Origin of the sequence: Variovorax sp. UC74_104 (assembly GCF_044055375.1) — a bacterium.
In the GTDB taxonomy this organism is placed as follows: Bacteria; Pseudomonadota; Gammaproteobacteria; order Burkholderiales; family Burkholderiaceae_C; genus Variovorax.
This window is the reverse complement of the sequence record NZ_CP171978.1, coordinates 4,193,472-4,208,686: the sequence shown is the minus strand read 5'-3', so window position 1 is coordinate 4,208,686 and position 15,215 is coordinate 4,193,472. Positions and strand designations below refer to the sequence as shown.

The 15,215-nt window shown below is 66.2% G+C and carries 11 protein-coding genes, 3 tRNA genes and 1 pseudogene; 10 read left to right on the top strand and 5 right to left on the bottom strand.

Going from position 1 to position 15,215, the window contains the following annotated elements; translation table 11 throughout:
- Nucleotides 1-42: 42 nt before the first annotated feature.
- The 5 genes and pseudogenes from ACHMXA_RS19775 (at nucleotide 43) to rimO (ending at nucleotide 5,007) form a co-directional block, all read left to right on the top strand.
- Nucleotides 43-2,233 (top strand): annotated as a pseudogene (locus ACHMXA_RS19775) (RelA/SpoT family protein).
- 48 nt (nucleotides 2,234-2,281) lie between these two features.
- Nucleotides 2,282-2,358, top strand: a tRNA-Val gene (locus tag ACHMXA_RS19770).
- Nucleotides 2,359-2,530: 172 nt separating this feature from the next.
- Nucleotides 2,531-2,899: a hypothetical protein gene (locus ACHMXA_RS19765; protein WP_176664297.1), complete on the top strand. Its 369-nt coding sequence runs from the start codon at nucleotides 2,531-2,533 to the stop codon at nucleotides 2,897-2,899.
- Between the two features lie 74 nt (nucleotides 2,900-2,973).
- Entirely contained in the window at nucleotides 2,974-3,534 is a 561-nt protein-coding gene (gene phaR / locus ACHMXA_RS19760; protein WP_093202373.1) for a polyhydroxyalkanoate synthesis repressor PhaR, read from the top strand.
- Between the two features lie 66 nt (nucleotides 3,535-3,600).
- The gene (gene rimO, locus ACHMXA_RS19755) at nucleotides 3,601-5,007 is read left to right on the top strand and encodes a 30S ribosomal protein S12 methylthiotransferase RimO (protein ID WP_176664296.1); all 1,407 of its coding nucleotides are present in this window, start codon (nucleotides 3,601-3,603) and stop codon (nucleotides 5,005-5,007) included.
- A gap of 81 nt (nucleotides 5,008-5,088) precedes the next feature.
- On the opposite strand, the gene ACHMXA_RS19750 is transcribed toward rimO, so the two are convergent.
- Together ACHMXA_RS19750 and ACHMXA_RS19745 are read right to left on the bottom strand one after the other, a co-directional pair.
- A tRNA-Leu gene (locus ACHMXA_RS19750) sits at nucleotides 5,089-5,173 on the bottom strand.
- 209 nt (nucleotides 5,174-5,382) lie between these two features.
- Nucleotides 5,383-5,467: transfer RNA gene (locus ACHMXA_RS19745), tRNA-Leu, on the bottom strand.
- 81 nt (nucleotides 5,468-5,548) lie between these two features.
- Here ACHMXA_RS19745 and rnr point away from each other — a divergent pair.
- Both rnr and ACHMXA_RS19735 read left to right on the top strand, forming a co-directional pair.
- On the top strand, nucleotides 5,549-7,819 hold the full coding sequence (gene rnr / locus ACHMXA_RS19740) for a ribonuclease R (protein WP_371132159.1): 2,271 nt from the start codon (nucleotides 5,549-5,551) through the stop codon (nucleotides 7,817-7,819).
- 58 nt (nucleotides 7,820-7,877) lie between these two features.
- On the top strand, nucleotides 7,878-8,642 hold the full coding sequence (locus ACHMXA_RS19735) for an SDR family oxidoreductase (protein ID WP_176664295.1): 765 nt from the start codon (nucleotides 7,878-7,880) through the stop codon (nucleotides 8,640-8,642).
- 5 nt (nucleotides 8,643-8,647) lie between these two features.
- Here the strand turns inward: ACHMXA_RS19735 and ACHMXA_RS19730 are convergent, their stop codons facing one another.
- The gene (locus ACHMXA_RS19730) at nucleotides 8,648-10,108 is read right to left on the bottom strand and encodes an NAD(P)H-hydrate dehydratase (protein WP_176664294.1); all 1,461 of its coding nucleotides are present in this window, start codon (nucleotides 10,106-10,108) and stop codon (nucleotides 8,648-8,650) included.
- A 53-nt stretch (nucleotides 10,109-10,161) separates the two neighbouring features.
- On the opposite strand from ACHMXA_RS19730, the gene ACHMXA_RS19725 reads away from it, so the two are divergent.
- Complete coding sequence (locus tag ACHMXA_RS19725; RefSeq protein WP_176664293.1) at nucleotides 10,162-10,590, top strand: hypothetical protein; 429 nt, start codon at nucleotides 10,162-10,164, stop codon at nucleotides 10,588-10,590.
- On the opposite strand, the gene ACHMXA_RS19720 is transcribed toward ACHMXA_RS19725, so the two are convergent.
- Both ACHMXA_RS19720 and ACHMXA_RS19715 read right to left on the bottom strand, forming a co-directional pair.
- A complete protein-coding gene (locus ACHMXA_RS19720) occupies nucleotides 10,580-11,833 on the bottom strand; it encodes a D-amino acid dehydrogenase (RefSeq protein ID WP_176664292.1) in 1,254 nt (417 codons plus the stop codon). The two genes, ACHMXA_RS19725 and ACHMXA_RS19720, sit on opposite strands and share 11 nt — an antisense overlap.
- 53 nt (nucleotides 11,834-11,886) lie before the next feature.
- Complete coding sequence (locus ACHMXA_RS19715) at nucleotides 11,887-13,209, bottom strand: amidase (RefSeq protein WP_176664291.1); 1,323 nt, start codon at nucleotides 13,207-13,209, stop codon at nucleotides 11,887-11,889.
- Nucleotides 13,210-13,420: 211 nt separating this feature from the next.
- On the opposite strand from ACHMXA_RS19715, the gene rpsB reads away from it, so the two are divergent.
- Together rpsB and tsf are read left to right on the top strand one after the other, a co-directional pair.
- Nucleotides 13,421-14,173, top strand: a complete 753-nt coding sequence (gene rpsB / locus ACHMXA_RS19710; RefSeq protein ID WP_176664290.1) for a 30S ribosomal protein S2 — start codon at nucleotides 13,421-13,423, stop codon at nucleotides 14,171-14,173.
- An 80-nt stretch (nucleotides 14,174-14,253) separates the two neighbouring features.
- The gene (tsf, locus tag ACHMXA_RS19705; protein ID WP_176664289.1) at nucleotides 14,254-15,177 is read left to right on the top strand and encodes a translation elongation factor Ts; all 924 of its coding nucleotides are present in this window, start codon (nucleotides 14,254-14,256) and stop codon (nucleotides 15,175-15,177) included.
- The last annotated feature ends 38 nt before the right edge of the window (nucleotides 15,178-15,215 follow it).

Here is a 15,215-nt window from a genome sequence, read left to right as displayed (position 1 = left end):
GATTCTTCGAGTCTCCAGACGGCATCCGCGTCCGACGCGGTGATGGTCGACTATCCGCTGTCCGCGGCAACGGCCGAGCGCACGCCGGTGATGGAGAACATGCTGGCGCGCGCGCGCGCCTTCGCAGAACCCCTGATCGCCGACGAGAAGCTCGACACCGGCGAGAACACGCTCGCGCATGCCGACGCGGTGGCCGCCATCGTCGCGAAGATGGGCGGCTCCGAGGCCATGCAGGCCGCGAGCTACCTGGTCTATTCGTGCCAGCACCTGAATCGCCCGCAGGAGGTGATCGCCAAGGTGTTCGGCGACAACTTCGCGGCGCTCGCGGTCGAGACGACCAAGCTGGTTCGTGTGCAGGAGCAGGCGCGCTCGGCCTCGCAGGGCCACCACGGAGAAGGCGCCGGCGCGCAGACCGAGAACGTGCGCAAGATGCTGCTCGCGTTCTCGCGCGACCTGCGCGTGGTGATGCTGAGGCTGGCTTCGCGCCTGCAGACGCTGAGGCATGCTGCAGCGAGCAAGCAGCCGGCGCCCGAGGGCGTGGCGCGCGAATCGCTGCAGGTGTTTGCGCCGCTGGCCAACCGGCTGGGCATCTGGCAGGTGAAGTGGGAGATCGAGGATCTCTCGTTCCGCTTCCTCGAGCCCGAGACCTACAAGCTGATCGCGCGCCTGCTCGACGAGAAGCGCATCGAGCGCGAAGGGCACGTCGAGCAGCTGCGCTCGAAGCTCGAAGCGCGAGCTGCAGGCCGAGGGCGTCAAGGCCGTGGTGCAGGGGCGGCCCAAGAACATCTACAGCATCGTGAAGAAGATGCGCGGCAAGTCGCTCGACTTCGCGCAGGTGTTCGACATCCTCGCGCTGCGCGTGGTGGTGCCGGATGTGAAGGACTGCTATGCCGCGCTGGCGTGGGTGCACTCGCACTTCCAGCCCATCGACGAAGAGTTCGACGACTACATCGCACGGCCCAAGCCCAATGGCTACCAGTCGCTGCATACGGTGGTGCGCGAGCTGGTGGATGGCAAGGCGGGCAAGCCGATCGAGATTCAAATCCGTACGGAAGAAATGCACGACCACGCCGAGCATGGCGTGGCCGCCCACTGGGCCTACAAGGAAGCGGGCCACAAGGGCTACGCGGGCGTGTGGGCCAGCGGCGAGTACGACGCGAAGATCGCCGTGCTGCGGCAGCTGCTGGCGTGGGAGCGCGATCTTTCGGGCGGCCTGCAGGGGCAGGGCCTCTTCGACGACCGCATCTATGTGCTGACGCCTGACGCGGCCATCGTCGAGCTTCCGCAGGGGGCGACGCCTGTGGACTTTGCCTACACGGTGCACACCACGCTGGGCCATCGCTGCCGCGGGGCGCGTGTCGACGGCGCGATGGTGCCGCTGAACACGCCGCTGTCGAATGGGCAGACGGTGGAGATCATCGCAGCCAAGGAAGGCGGGCCCTCGCGCGACTGGCTCAATGCGGAGCTCGGCTATCTGGCCAGCCACCGTGCGCGCGCGAAGGTGCGTGCATGGTTCAACGCGCAGATCACGCACGAGACCGTGGCGCGCGGGCGCGAGGCGGTCGAGAAGCTGCTGCAGCGCGAGGGCAAGACGGCGGTGCGGCTCGAGGACCTGGCTTCGCAGCTGGGCTTCAAGTCGGCGGACCATCTGTTCGAAGTGGTGGGCAAGGACGAGTTTTCCCTGCGCAACATCGAGACGCTGCTGCGTCCGCCTGAGCCTGCACAGGGAGCCGACGACGGCGTGCTCATCAAGAAGTCGCGCGGCAGCGAGAAGTCGGGCAAGGGCGGCGTGTTGGTTGTGGGCGTTTCTTCGTTGATGACGCAGCTCGCCAAGTGCTGCAAGCCCGCGCCGCCCGATGCCATTCGCGGCTTCGTCACACGGGGCCACGGCGTGAGCGTGCACCGCAGCGACTGCAGCAACTTCCGCACGATGGCCGCGAAGGATGGCGAGCGCGTCATCGACGTGGAGTGGGGTGCCGCGAAGAAGGGCGCCGATGCGCCTGTGTATGCGGTGGACGTGGCCGTCGAGGCGGCGGACCGCCAGGGCCTGCTGCGCGACATCTCCGATGTGTTCGCGCGCGAGAAGATGAATGTGATCGGCGTGCAGACGCAGTCGATCAAGGGCACTGCGTGGATGACGTTCACTGTCGAAATCGCCGATGCCGCGCGTCTCACGCAGGTCCTCGGACTGGTCACTGCAGTTATTGGTGTGCGATCTGCACGTCGTCGCTGAAAAACGCGATTTCTCCTGCTACAATAACTGCTTCTCGGACACATCCTTAGGCGCGTAGCTCAGCTGGTTAGAGCACCACCTTGACATGGTGGGGGTCGTTGGTTCGAGTCCAATCGCGCCTACCAATTTCTGTTTCAACCCCGGCCAACCACCGGTTCAGTCGAACAGAGCATGCACCGGGTTCCCCGGTGCACATATCGTCCCCCTCGTAGTGATGCAGACAAAGACCCTTGGCATGTTCTTGTGCTACCTTGGTCGCTCTGCAACTACATCCCATTTTTCTTGATAAGCGATCCGATGAATACGCGATCGACGTTCGTTGATCGGGCTCATGCCGACAGGCGCCTGGCCGCATTGCTCAAGCAGGCGCCCATCGAGTTTGCGCGTGCTGTCTACGGCATCAATGACTACGAAAGCGGTCGTGCCGACACCATGGCAGCGCGCGAAGTTGCGCGCGCCCAACGCCAGGGCATGCCGCTGACCGAGGAGCGCGCCGAACAGCGCGCCCGCGCCTATCTGCCGACTGTCGGACAGGAGCATTGCCCGCGATGCTGGGTTGTCTATGGGCAGAAGAATCCGCTGCGGTTTCGCGGAGCCGACGAAGAGCGGCCGGAAGTTGCGGGCTGCCATGCATGTGGTGCGGAGTACGCGACATCGGCAGATTGAGGGAAGTGCCGCAGCCGGTCAGGGTAAACCTTGTCGCGGCGCAGCAAAGCCGCTCCCTAGAATCATCCGATGACATGGGCGTCCATGTGAAGGAGTCCGCAGTGCAGAGCAAGAAGTCCGGGGCGAAACCGGTGCAGCGAGTGATCAAGAAGTACCCGAACAGAAGGCTCTACGACACCGAGACATCCACGTACATCACGCTGACCGAGGTGAAGCAGCTGGTCATCCAGAACGCCCAGTTCGTGGTGCGCGATGCCAAGACGGGCGACGACCTCACGCGCAGCATCCTGCTGCAGATCATCCTCGAGGAAGAGGCCGGCGGCGCGCCGATGTTCACCGAGCAGGTGCTGGCCAACATCATCCGCTTCTATGGCCAGGCGATGCAGGGCTACATGGGTCCGTATCTCGAGAAGAACATCCAGGCCATGACCGAGGTGCAGGCGCAGCTTGCGGAAAAAGCCGAAGGCCTGACGCCCGAGATGTGGGCGCGCTTCATGACCATGCAGTCGCCGATGCTGCAGGGGTTGATGGGCAGCTATGTCGAGCAATCGAAGAATGTGTTCCTGCAGATGCAGGAGCAGATGCAGAAGAACACCGAGCAGGTGCTGGGGGCCTTTGGCATCAAGCGTTCCTGACCTGCGGCAGGTGCCCGCAAGCGGTGGTTGCCCCACCGTCACCGATAGCTGGGACAATAGAGGCATATGAGCGAAGTTGCCTCCCCCGAACGTACGGCCACGTCGACCGCCCCCAAGGTCGGCTTCGTGAGCCTGGGCTGCCCCAAGGCCCTGACCGATTCCGAATTGATCCTGACCCAGCTGAGCGCCGAGGGCTATCAAACTGCAAAGACTTTCGAAGGCGCTGACCTGGTGATCGTCAATACCTGCGGCTTCATCGACGATGCCGTGAAGGAAAGCCTCGACACCATCGGCGAAGCGCTTGCCGAGAACGGCCGAGTGATCGTCACCGGCTGCCTTGGTGCCAAGACCGGCGACCAGGGTGGCAATCTGGTGCGCCAGATGCACCCGAGTGTGCTTGCCGTGACCGGTCCGCACGCAACGCAGGAGGTGATGGATGCGGTGCATGCCAACCTGCCGAAGCCGCACGATCCGTTCATCGACCTGGTGCCGAACACCTTTGGTGTTGCCGGCCTTAAGCTGACGCCGCGGCACTACGCGTACCTGAAGATCAGCGAGGGCTGCAACCATCGCTGCACCTTCTGCATCATTCCCTCGATGCGCGGCGACCTCGTGTCGCGGCCCGTGGGCGACGTGCTGAGCGAGGCCAAGGCCTTGTTCGAAGGCGGCGTGAAAGAGCTGCTGGTGATCAGCCAGGACACTTCGGCCTATGGGGTCGACGTGAAATACCGCACCGGGTTCTGGGACGGCAAGCCGGTCAAGACCCGCATGCTCGAACTGGTGCGCACGCTCGGCGAAATCGCCGAGCCGTATGGTGCGTGGGTTCGCCTGCACTACGTGTACCCGTACCCGAGCGTCGACGAGATCATCCCGCTGATGGCGAGCGGCCAGGTGCTGCCGTACCTCGATGTGCCCTTGCAGCACAGCCATCCCGATGTGCTGAAGCGCATGAAGCGCCCGGCGAGCGGCGAGAAGAACCTGGAGCGGCTGGCGCGTTGGCGCGAAGTGTGTCCGGAACTCGTGATCCGCAGCACCTTCATTGCCGGCTTCCCTGGCGAGACTGAGCGGGAGTTCGAACATCTGCTCGACTTCATCCGCGAGGCCGAGATCGATCGCGCCGGTTGCTTCGCCTACAGCCCCGTCGAGGGCGCTACGGCAAACGACATCCCGGGCATGCTGCCCGAGGCCGAGCGCGAGGCGCGCCGTGCGCGTTTCATGGAGGTGGCCGAGGCCGTGTCGATTGCCAAGCTGCAAAGGCGCATCGGCTCGACGATGCAGGTGCTGGTCGACTCGGCGCCTGCCATGGGTCGCAAGGGCGGAGTGGGGCGCACGTATGCCGATGCACCGGAAATCGACGGCACGGTCCGGCTGCTGCCGCCCGAGAAGATCAGCAAGACGCTGAAGGTGGGTGAGTTCACCCGCGCGCGCATCGTGGGTGCCGAGGGCCACGACCTGATCGCGCTGCCCGTTTGATGCAGATCCGGATGAGCAAGAAAAAAGCCACCGGAGACCGGTGGCTTCTTTCGGATGACCTGGCGGGGGTCAATTCGGATCTGGTGCCCAGAAGAGGACTCGAACCTCCACGATGTTACTCGCTAGTACCTGAAACTAGTGCGTCTACCAATTCCGCCATCTGGGCTGACTCTGCTTTTCAGCAAAGACTGCGAGTATACACAATTTGTCGCGGCTGCCCGGAAAAAACGGCGCGCGCGCAAAAAATTTGGCACTGGTCCGGCTCTTGCCTGTCCGGTTGCGCCGGCCGTTCGATGCGGATTCGATCGGCAATGAAAAAAGCCACCGGAGACCGGTGGCTTGAATCGATTGACCCGGTAAAGGTCTGTTTAAACTTGGTGCCCAGAAGAGGACTCGAACCTCCACGATGTTACTCGCTAGTACCTGAAACTAGTGCGTCTACCAATTCCGCCATCTGGGCCCACGTAGTTGCAGAAGCAACTGCGTTTTGAATTTCAGGAAAGAAGGAGATCATATCAAAAATAACGTTACTTCCAGCGGCCTGCTGGATGAAATCGAAGGAACTGTCCAAGGACATCGCGACGGGCACGGCTTCGTGCAGCGCGACGACGGCGAGGCGGACATCTATCTGCCTCCGAATGAAATGCGAGCGGTGCTGCACAAGGACCGCGTCAAGGCGCGCATCGTGCGCCAGGACCGCCGCGGACGCCCTGAAGGGCGCGTGGTGGAGATCGTCGAGCGCCCAGAGCAGCCCATCATCGGCCGCCTGTTGCACGAAGGCGGCATCTGGCTCGTCGCACCGGAAGACAAGCGCTACGGCCAGGACGTCCTGATTCCCAAGGGAGCGACCGGTCCCGCGAAGGTGGGGCAGGTCGTTGTCGTGCAGCTCACCGAGCCGCCGGCCCTGTTCGGCCAGCCCGTGGGTCGGGTGAAAGAAGTGCTGGGCGAGATCGACGACCCCGGCATGGAGATCGAGATCGCCGTGCGCAAGTACGGCGTGCCGCACGAGTTTTCCGCGGAGTGCCTGGCAGCGGCCAAGGCATTGCCCGAGAAGGTCCGCCCCGCGGACAAGAAGGGGCGCGTCGACCTCACCGACATCCCGCTCGTCACCATCGACGGCGAAGACGCCCGCGACTTCGACGACGCCGTCTACTGCGAGCCCGCGAAAGTAGGCCGTGGCAAAGGCTGGCGCTTGCTGGTGGCCATTGCCGACGTCAGCGCCTATGTGCAGACCGGTTCGCCCATCGACATCGACGCCTACGACCGCGCCACCAGCGTCTACTTTCCGCGCCGGGTCATTCCGATGCTGCCGGAGAAGCTCTCGAACGGCCTGTGCTCGCTCAACCCCGAGGTCGAGCGCCTGTGCATGGTGTGCGACATGCTGGTCGCCGCCGATGGCGAGATCTACGCCTACCAGTTCTACCCGGCCGTGATGTTCAGCCACGCGCGCTTCACGTACACCGAGGTGGCCGCCATCCTGGGCAACACGCGCGGTCCCGAGGCTGCGAAGCGCAAGGACCGTGTCAAGGACCTGCTGAACCTTGCAGACGTCTACAAGGCGCTGCTCAAGCAGCGCGGCAAGCGCGGCGCCGTCGACTTCGAGACTACCGAGACCCAGATCATCTGCGACGAGGCTGGCCGCATCGAGAAGATCGTGCCGCGCACGCGCAACGAGGCGCACCGCCTGATCGAAGAGGCGATGCTTGCCGCCAATGTCTGCAGCGCCGACTTCATCGCCGAAGGCAAGCACCCGGGCCTGTATCGCGTGCACGAAGGCCCGACGCCCGAGAAGAAGGAGATCCTGCGCGGCTACCTGAAGGCGATGGGCGTGGGCCTGAGCATCACCGACGACCCTCGGCCGGGCGAGTTCCAGGCGATCGCCGAGGCCACCAAGGACCGCCCCGACGCGCAGCAGATCCACACCATGCTGCTGCGCTCGATGCAGCAGGCGATCTACACGCCGATCAACAGCGGCCACTTCGGCCTGGCCTACGAGGCCTACACGCACTTCACCAGCCCGATCCGGCGCTATCCGGACCTGCTGGTGCATCGCGTGATCAAGGCGATCCTCGGCAACACGCGCTACCAGCTGCCGATGCTGCCGACCCCCGGCGAGGCACATGCCAAGCTGGCCAAGCGGCTCGCATCGCGCGTGAAGGCGCCCACCGCCAAGCCGCAGAAAGCCACCGTTGCGCCCAGCAAGGAAGTGCTTGCATGGGAGGCCGCGGGCCTGCACTGCAGCGCCAACGAGCGCCGTGCCGACGAGGCCAGCCGCGACGTCGAGGCCTGGCTCAAGTGCAAGTACATGCGCGAGCATCTCGGCGAGGAATACGGCGGCGTGGTCACGGCGGCCACCACCTTCGGCATCTTCGTCACGCTCGATGCGATGTACGTCGAGGGCCTGGTGCACATCACCGAGCTCGGCGGCGAGTACTTCAAGTTCGACGAGATGCGCCAGGAACTGCGCGGCGAGCGCACCGGCATCCGCTATGCCATCGGCACGCGGGTACGGGTGCAGGTGAGCCGCGTCGACCTGGACGGCCGCAAGATCGACTTCCGCCTCGTGCGCGAAGGCGAAGAGCTGACGACGCGGGCCATGAAGGACAAGGGGGCGGCATCATCGGGCGTGCCCTTGAAGGCCTCGGCCAAGCGCAGCACGCGCAACAAGGCGGAAGCCGGCAAGGCCGAGCCGCGCGGCGATCGGCCGACTTCGGCCACGGCCGGGGCGCAGTCGGCGATGCAGGCCTTCAAGTCGGCGGTGAAGAAAGCCGCCAGCAAGATGAAGGGCAAGGGGCGCAAGCCGCGCCGTTGACCTGGCCTCGCACAACCGAACGAACCATCGACAAACCGAAAAGAAAGAGACAGACAGCATGAGCGCTGAAGACAACAAGGGCCGCATCGCCATCGTCACGGGTGCGGGCTCCGGCATCGGCCGCGCTGCCGCGCTGGCGCTGCTGGGCGACGGCTGGAGCGTCGCTCTGGCGGGCCGCCGCCTGGAGCCGCTGGAGCAGGTGGCGGAAGAATCGGGCGCCGGCGCGCGCGCCTTCGCGGTGCCCACCGACGTGTCGAACGCGGCCTCGGTGCAGGCCCTGTTCGCCGCCACCGTCGAGCGCTTCGGCCGCGTCGACCTGCTCTTCAACAACGCCGGCGTGGGCAACCCGCCGGGCCCGTTCGAGGACTGGACGCCCGAGCAGTGGCAGGGCGTGGTCGACATCAATCTGACCGGCATGTTCTTCTGCATCCAGCAGGCATTCCGCACGATGAAGGCGCAGACGCCGATGGGCGGGCGCATCATCAACAACGGCTCCATCTCGGCCACGGCACCGCGTCCGAACTCGGCCGCCTACACGGCGACCAAGCATGCGGTCGAAGGGCTCACCAAGACCGCTTCGCTCGATGGCCGCAAGTACGACATCGCCGTGGGGCAGGTGGACGTGGGCAACGCCATGACCGAGCTGGCGGCGCGCATGGCCAAGGGCGTGCCGCAGGCCAACGGTGAACTCGCCATCGAGCCGCTGATCGACGTCAAGATCGTCGGCCAGTCGGTGCTCTACATGGCGAACCTGCCGCTGGAAGCCAACGTGCTGTTCCACACCATCATGGCGACGAAGATGCCCTTCGTCGGCCGCGGCTAGCGTCTTCAGCCGGCTCCGCGGCGGGCCAGAGCGCCGGCCGTGAGCGTGGCCGCGTCGGCCGGCCATGTGTCGGCGATGTGGCCATGCAGCCAGACGGATTCGCGGGCCGCTTCGAAGGCGGGTCGGCCCGCCGCCAGCGCCGCGCCGATCATTCCGGCCAGCACGTCGCCTGTGCCCGCGCTTGCCAGGCGGGCGTTGCCGCTCAGGTTGATGACGGGCAGGGTATCGGCAGCGCCGGCGATGACGGTGCCCGAGCCCTTGAGCACCCCCACCACATTGAAGCGCGCGCAGAGTTCGCGCGCGGCGGCCAGCCTGTCGGCCTGGATTTCGCCGACCGTGCAGTTCAGCAGGCGCGCCGCTTCCAGCGGATGCGGCGTGATTACCGTGGGCGATCCGTCTTTTCCGCGCGATGACAGCTGCGTTTGCAGTGCGCCATCGGCCACGATCACATTGAGCGCATCGGCATCGAGCACCAGGGCGGCCGCCGTCGAGAGCACGCGCGGCAGCAGTTCGCGCACGGCTTCTCCTCCGCCGCAGCCGCAGACGGCCGTCATGCCGGAAAGATCGAGCGTCCGAGCGTCGCGCAGCATCAGTTCGGGCTGCGCGGCATCGACGGGCGCCGCGCTCGGATCGAGCAGCCCGACGAACACGCGGCCCGCGCCCCCGTGAAGCGCCGCCGAGCCGGCCAGCAACGCCGCGCCTGCCATGCCGGAAGCGCCCCCGATCACCGCGACGTCGCCATAGCTGCCCTTGTGCGAGGCGTGGTTGCGAGGCTGCGCCTCGGGCGCTCCGGCGATGCGTGCCACGGGCTGGTCCCTGAAGGCGCCGCAACCCAGGTCGTCGAACCAGACCGTGCCCGCCGCATCGCGGCCTTGCGCCGTGAACAGGCCGGGCTTCAGCGTGAGGAAGGTGATGCAGCTGCGGGCGGCTGCCCGTGCATGACCGGCGCCCTGAGGCAGCGTGCCGGTATCCGCATTCAGCCCGGAGGGCACGTCGACGCACAGCACGGGTTGGCCGCTGGCGTGCATCTGCTCGAGCCAATCGGCCATTGTGCCGTCGGGCGGACGCGTCGAGCCGATGCCGAGCAATGCGTCGATCGCGAGTTCGTAGGCCGAAGGCGGCGTCGCGGCAAAGGTGACGCCTGCGTCGCGGGCCCGCTGCAGCGATGCCTTGGCGTCGGGTGGCAGCCTGCCTTCGTCGCCGAGGAAGGTGACGACCGGGAAGAAGCCCCGGTGCCGCAGTTGGGCGGCAGCCTCGAAGCCGTCGCCGCCGTTGTTGCCGGGGCCGCAGGCCACCCAGATCGTGCGCGCGTGTGGCGCGATCGCCATCGCGAGCCGCGCCACCGCGAGGCCCGCGCGCTGCATCAGCGTGTGGGCGGGCAGGGCGGCCGACGCTGCGTGTTCGATGCGGCGCGTGGCGGCGATGTCGAACAGATCGGCAGCGGTGGCGGAGGTGATGCGTCGCATCGGCGCATTGTGCCGCTGGCCTGCCTGGCGGCTTGCCTGCCTATGATCCCGGGATGAATTTCAAGGGCGTCGGTTGGGTGCTTGTCCTGCTCGTCGCGGCGCTGGTGGCGTTCCTTGCCGCCACGCTGGCGTGGATCGCCGGGTTCGCATGGGTCCTGGGCCTGCTGTGCCTCGTATGGGGCGTTTTCCTGCTGGCCGAGTTCAGGCGATGGATTCCGCTGCGGGACGTGGCCTGGGCGGCCAATGTCGGCTTCGGCATCAGCGTTATGCGCTGGTTCGACCTGCCGGCCGAGGCGACTTCCGGCCTGGAACGCCTGGCACTGCTGGGCGGCGCCGGTTTGTGCCTGGTCTTCTTCGCGTTGATCTGCCCCGGATTGCTGGGCTGGGTGGCCGGCAGGTTCCGGCCGCCTCCGGAGCCGGAGCTTCCCGTCGAAAAGCCGGCAAGTCCCGAGGCCTTGCGCCGATGGGGTCCTAAAGACTGAGCCGCTCGACCCCGAGCCCTTCGAGGTCGATTCCCGGTTCACGCCCGCCGATCAGGTCGCCCAGCACCCGCGCGCTGCCGCACGACAGCGCCCAGCCACTCGATCCATGGCCCAGGTTGAGCCACACGCCGGGAATGCCGCTGGCCCCCAGCACCGGCGGACCGTCGGGCAGCATCGGCCGGGCGCCTTTCCATTGCTGGATGCCGGACTGCAGCGTGGCGGCACCCGGAAACCAGTCGTGCAGCACCTTATAGAGCGTCTGCACGGCGGCCGGATTCATCGTTTCCAACGAGCCGCCGATCTCGGCGCTGCCGGCCACGCGCACGCGTTGGCCCAGCCGGGAGATGGCGACCTTGAAGCGCTCGTCCATCACCGCGCTGCGCGGCGCATTGAGCGGCTCGCGGATCGGCGCGCTCACCGAATGCCCGTAGACCGGCGCCATCGGGATGCGCAGGCCCAGCGGGCGCAGCAGCGCGGCCGATTGCAGTCCGGCGCAGACCACCACGGCGTCGTAGCGGACCGGGTCTGAGCCGCTGGCGAGCGACAGCGAGGTGGGCGCCGCGCGGCTCAGCGGGGCGATGTCGCAGTTGAAATGGAACTGCGCACCGAACGACTCGGCCTCCCACTTGAGCAGCAGCGCGAACTGGCGGCAGTTGGCCACCTCGTCCTCGGGCAGGTGGATGGCGCCCACGAGCGGGGTGTCGGGATTCAGGGCGGGCTCGATCAGCCGGGCTTCGTCGGCGTCGATTTCCTTGAAGACGCTCCCGGCGGCGCGCAGCACGTCCAGGCCGGGCTGCACCAGCTTCTTGTCGCGCTTGGAGCGCAGCAGCACCATGTAGCCGTCGCTGCGTTCGTAGCTGAGTTCGCGCGCCTCGGTCACTTCGTGCAGCCGGTTGCGGCTGTAGAAGGCCAGGCGCTGCATGCGCGCGCGGTTGGCCAGGTAGGTTTCGAGCTTGCAGGCCTTCTGCCAGCGGGAGAGCCAGCCGAGGTCGCGCGAGCCCAGGGGCCAGCGCAGCTTGATGGCGCCGTGCGAGGACAGCAGCGAGCGCAGCACCTTGCCGCGCATGCCGGGACCGGCCCATGGCGTGACGTATCCGGGAGCGACCACGCCGGCGTTGGCGAAGCTGGCTTCCTCGGCGGCGGCGCCGCGGCGCTCGAACACGGTCACTTCATGGCCGTCGGAAACCAGTTCCCAGGCGGTGGTGACGCCGATGATGCCGGCGCCCACGATCGCGATTTTCATTGAGTGTTCAGATAAGAGATGGCTGGCGCCCGCAGAGGCGGACGCGACGGCCTTTATTCTTGCAGCGCGCGCTCGGTCTGGAGCGCCACCGCGAGGATGGCGTCGTCGTGCAGCGCGGCGTGCCACAGCATCAGGCCGACCGGCAGTTCGCCGGGGGCGTGGCAGGGCAGCGAGATGGCGCAGCCGTCGAGCATGTTGACGATCGACGGATTGCGCAGCAGAAGGGCGTTGACGCGGAAGAACTCCTCGTCGCGCTCGGCGCCCGGCGCCACGCTGGCGATGGGCGGCGCGGTGATCGGCACGGTTGGTGACAGCACTGCGTCGAACGGCGCGAGCGCGGCTTCGACGCGGGCGATCCAGTCGCGCCGGGCATTGATCAGGTCGATGTATTCATGCGCCTTCATGGCGGCGCCGCGCAGGATGCGCTGGGCCACACGGGGGTCGTAGCCCGCGCCGCTGCGCTCCAGCAGCAGCCGGTGCCAGGCGTACGACTCGGCGGCCGAGAAGCCGCCGGTGGCATTGATGCCTGCCAGTTCGGCGAGCTCGGGCAGCTCGATTTCCACGATGCGGGCGCCGGCGGCGCGAAGCGTCTTCAGCGAGCGCTCGAAGGCGGCGGCCACCGGGGCTTCGATGCCGTCGAAGAACACGTTCTTCACCACCGCCAGCCTGTAGGCGGCGAGGGGTGCGTTGCCAGCCGTTACTCGGCGCGCGGCGAGGATCTCGTGCGCGGTGATGGCGTCGCGCACCGAGCGCGTCATGGCGCAGACGGTGTCCAGCGTGGTCGAGAGCGGCAGCGCGCCGGCCGTGGGCGTCAGCCGGGCCGTGTTCTTGAAGCCGACGATGCCGTTCAGGGCTGCCGGGATGCGGATCGAGCCCCCGGTGTCGGAGCCCAGGCCGATGAATGCGGCTCCGCTGGCCACCGAGATCGCCGCGCCGGACGACGAGCCGCCCGGAATGCGCGGCACGGCGGAGTCGCTCACGTTCGCCGACGTGCCGTGGTGCGGATTGACGCCGACGCCCGAGAAGGCGAATTCCGTCATGTTGGTGCGGCCCGTCATCACGCCGCCTGCCGCGCGCAGCCGGGCCACGGCCGGCGAATCGGCCTTGGCGGCCGGAGCGTGACCCAGAACGGCGGAGCCGGCGGGCGTCGGCTGGCCCTCGACGTCGAACAGGTCTTTGGCGGTGAAGGCGAGGCCTGCAAGTCGGCTGCCCGGATCCGACGCGGCCGCCGCTTGGCGGGCCTCGTCGAACATGGTGCGGGTGAATGCGTGGGCGCAGGCCGGCGACTGGGCGATGCCGATGGCGCGCTCCATTTCGGTGCGTGCGTCGGTGCCACCTGCCAGAAGGTCGAGACGGGTGGCGTGAAGGTCGTTCATGGGGAGGCTGCAGGGGCCGTCAGGGCAACGGCTTGGTTCAGGGGAGGGGGCGGCGGCCGTGCTATACTCTTTGGGTTTCGCTGGTCGGGCAACGGCTTTCGTTGCATCCCAGCCAGACACATCCGCAAACCGGCCCAATCAAGGTGTTGCGACTCGATCCAAAGAGCGCAAAACGGGCTGGATTTTAGACCCAACCTTTGGAGTAATTTCAATGTCTACCACCATGCGCGAAATGCTGGAAGCAGGTGTCCATTTTGGTCACCAAACCCGCTTCTGGAACCCCAAGATGGCTCCGTACATCTTCGGCCATCGCAACAAGATCCACATCATCAACCTGGAAAAGTCGCTCCCGATGTTCCAGGAGGCGATGAAGTACGCCAAGCAGCTCACCGCCAACCGCGGCACGATCCTGATGGTCGGTACGAAGCGCCAGGCCCGTGAGATCGTGGCGGCTGAAGCCCGTCGCGCCGGCGTGCCTTTCGTCGACACCCGTTGGCTCGGCGGCATGCTGACCAACTTCAAGACGGTCAAGACCTCGATCAAGCGCCTGAAGGACATGAAGGCCCAGCAGGAAGCTGGCCTCGACAACCTGAGCAAGAAAGAGCAGCTCACGTTCACGCGTGAAATCGAGAAGCTCGAGAAGGACATCGGCGGCATCCAGGACATGACCGCTCTGCCCGACGCCATCTTCGTGATCGACGTGGGCTTCCACAAGATCGCCGTGGCCGAAGCCAAGAAGCTGGGCATTCCGCTGATCGGCGTGGTGGACTCCAACCACTCGCCCGAAGGCATCGACTACGTGATCCCCGGCAACGACGACTCGTCGAAGGCCGTCACGCTGTATGCCCGCGGTATCGCCGATGCGATCATCGAAGGCCGCAACAGCGCTACCGGCGACGTGGTCAAGGCCATCGCCGAAGGCAATGACGAATTCGTCGAAGTCGAAGAGGGCGCCTCGGCCTGATTGGCGCGCCCGCGAGCCTGAAGAAGGGGCTTTTGTGCCCCTTTTTTTTAACCTGATTTTTGAATTCACGGAGATACAAAATGGCTGCAATCACCGCAAGCATGGTCGGCGAGCTGCGCGCGAAGACCGACGCACCGATGATGGAATGCAAGAAGGCCCTGACCGAGGCCGACGGCAACATGGAAAAGGCCGAGGAGCTGCTGCGCATCAAGCTCGGCAACAAGGCTGGCAAGGCATCGAGCCGCATCACCGCCGAAGGCGTGGTGGCCGCGTACGTTGCCGGTGATGCCGGCGCCATGATCGAAGTCAACTGCGAAACCGACTTCGTCTCGAAGAACGACAGCTTCCTGGCCCTGGTCAACGCCGCAGCCAAGCTCATCGCCGAGAAGAATCCCGCCGACATCGCCGCGCTGGGTGCCCTGGCCTACGAGCAGGACGGCTTCGGCCCCACGCTCGAGGACGTGCGCAAGGGCCTGATCGGCAAGATCGGCGAGAACATGACCTTCCGCCGCTTCAAGCGCTTCGCCGGCAACGGCAAGCTGGCCTCGTACCTGCACGGCACGCGCATCGGCGTGATGGTCGAGTTCGAAGGCGACGACACCGCCGCCAAGGACGTCGCGATGCACATCGCCGCCATGAAGCCCGTGTCGGTCGCCGCTTCGGACGTGCCCGCCGAGCTGATCGAGAAAGAGCGTGCCGTGGCAGCCGGCAAGGCGGAAGAAGACCGCAAGACGGCCGAAGCCGAAGGCAAGAAGCCGCAGCCGGCCGACATCGTTGCCAAGCGCATCGAAGGCGGCGTGCAGAAGTTCCTCAAGGAAGTCTCGCTGCACAACCAGCCGTTCGTGAAGAATGACAAGCAGACCGTCGAGCAGATGCTCAAGGCCGTCAACACCACGATCAAGGGCTTCACCCTGTACGTGGTGGGTGAAGGCATTGAGAAGAAAGTTGACGACTTCGCCGCAGAAGTCGCTGCACAAGTCGCCGCAGCCAAGGCTGCCGCTTAAGCCTTTACGGCTCCAACGACGGTGCGTTCGCGCGCACC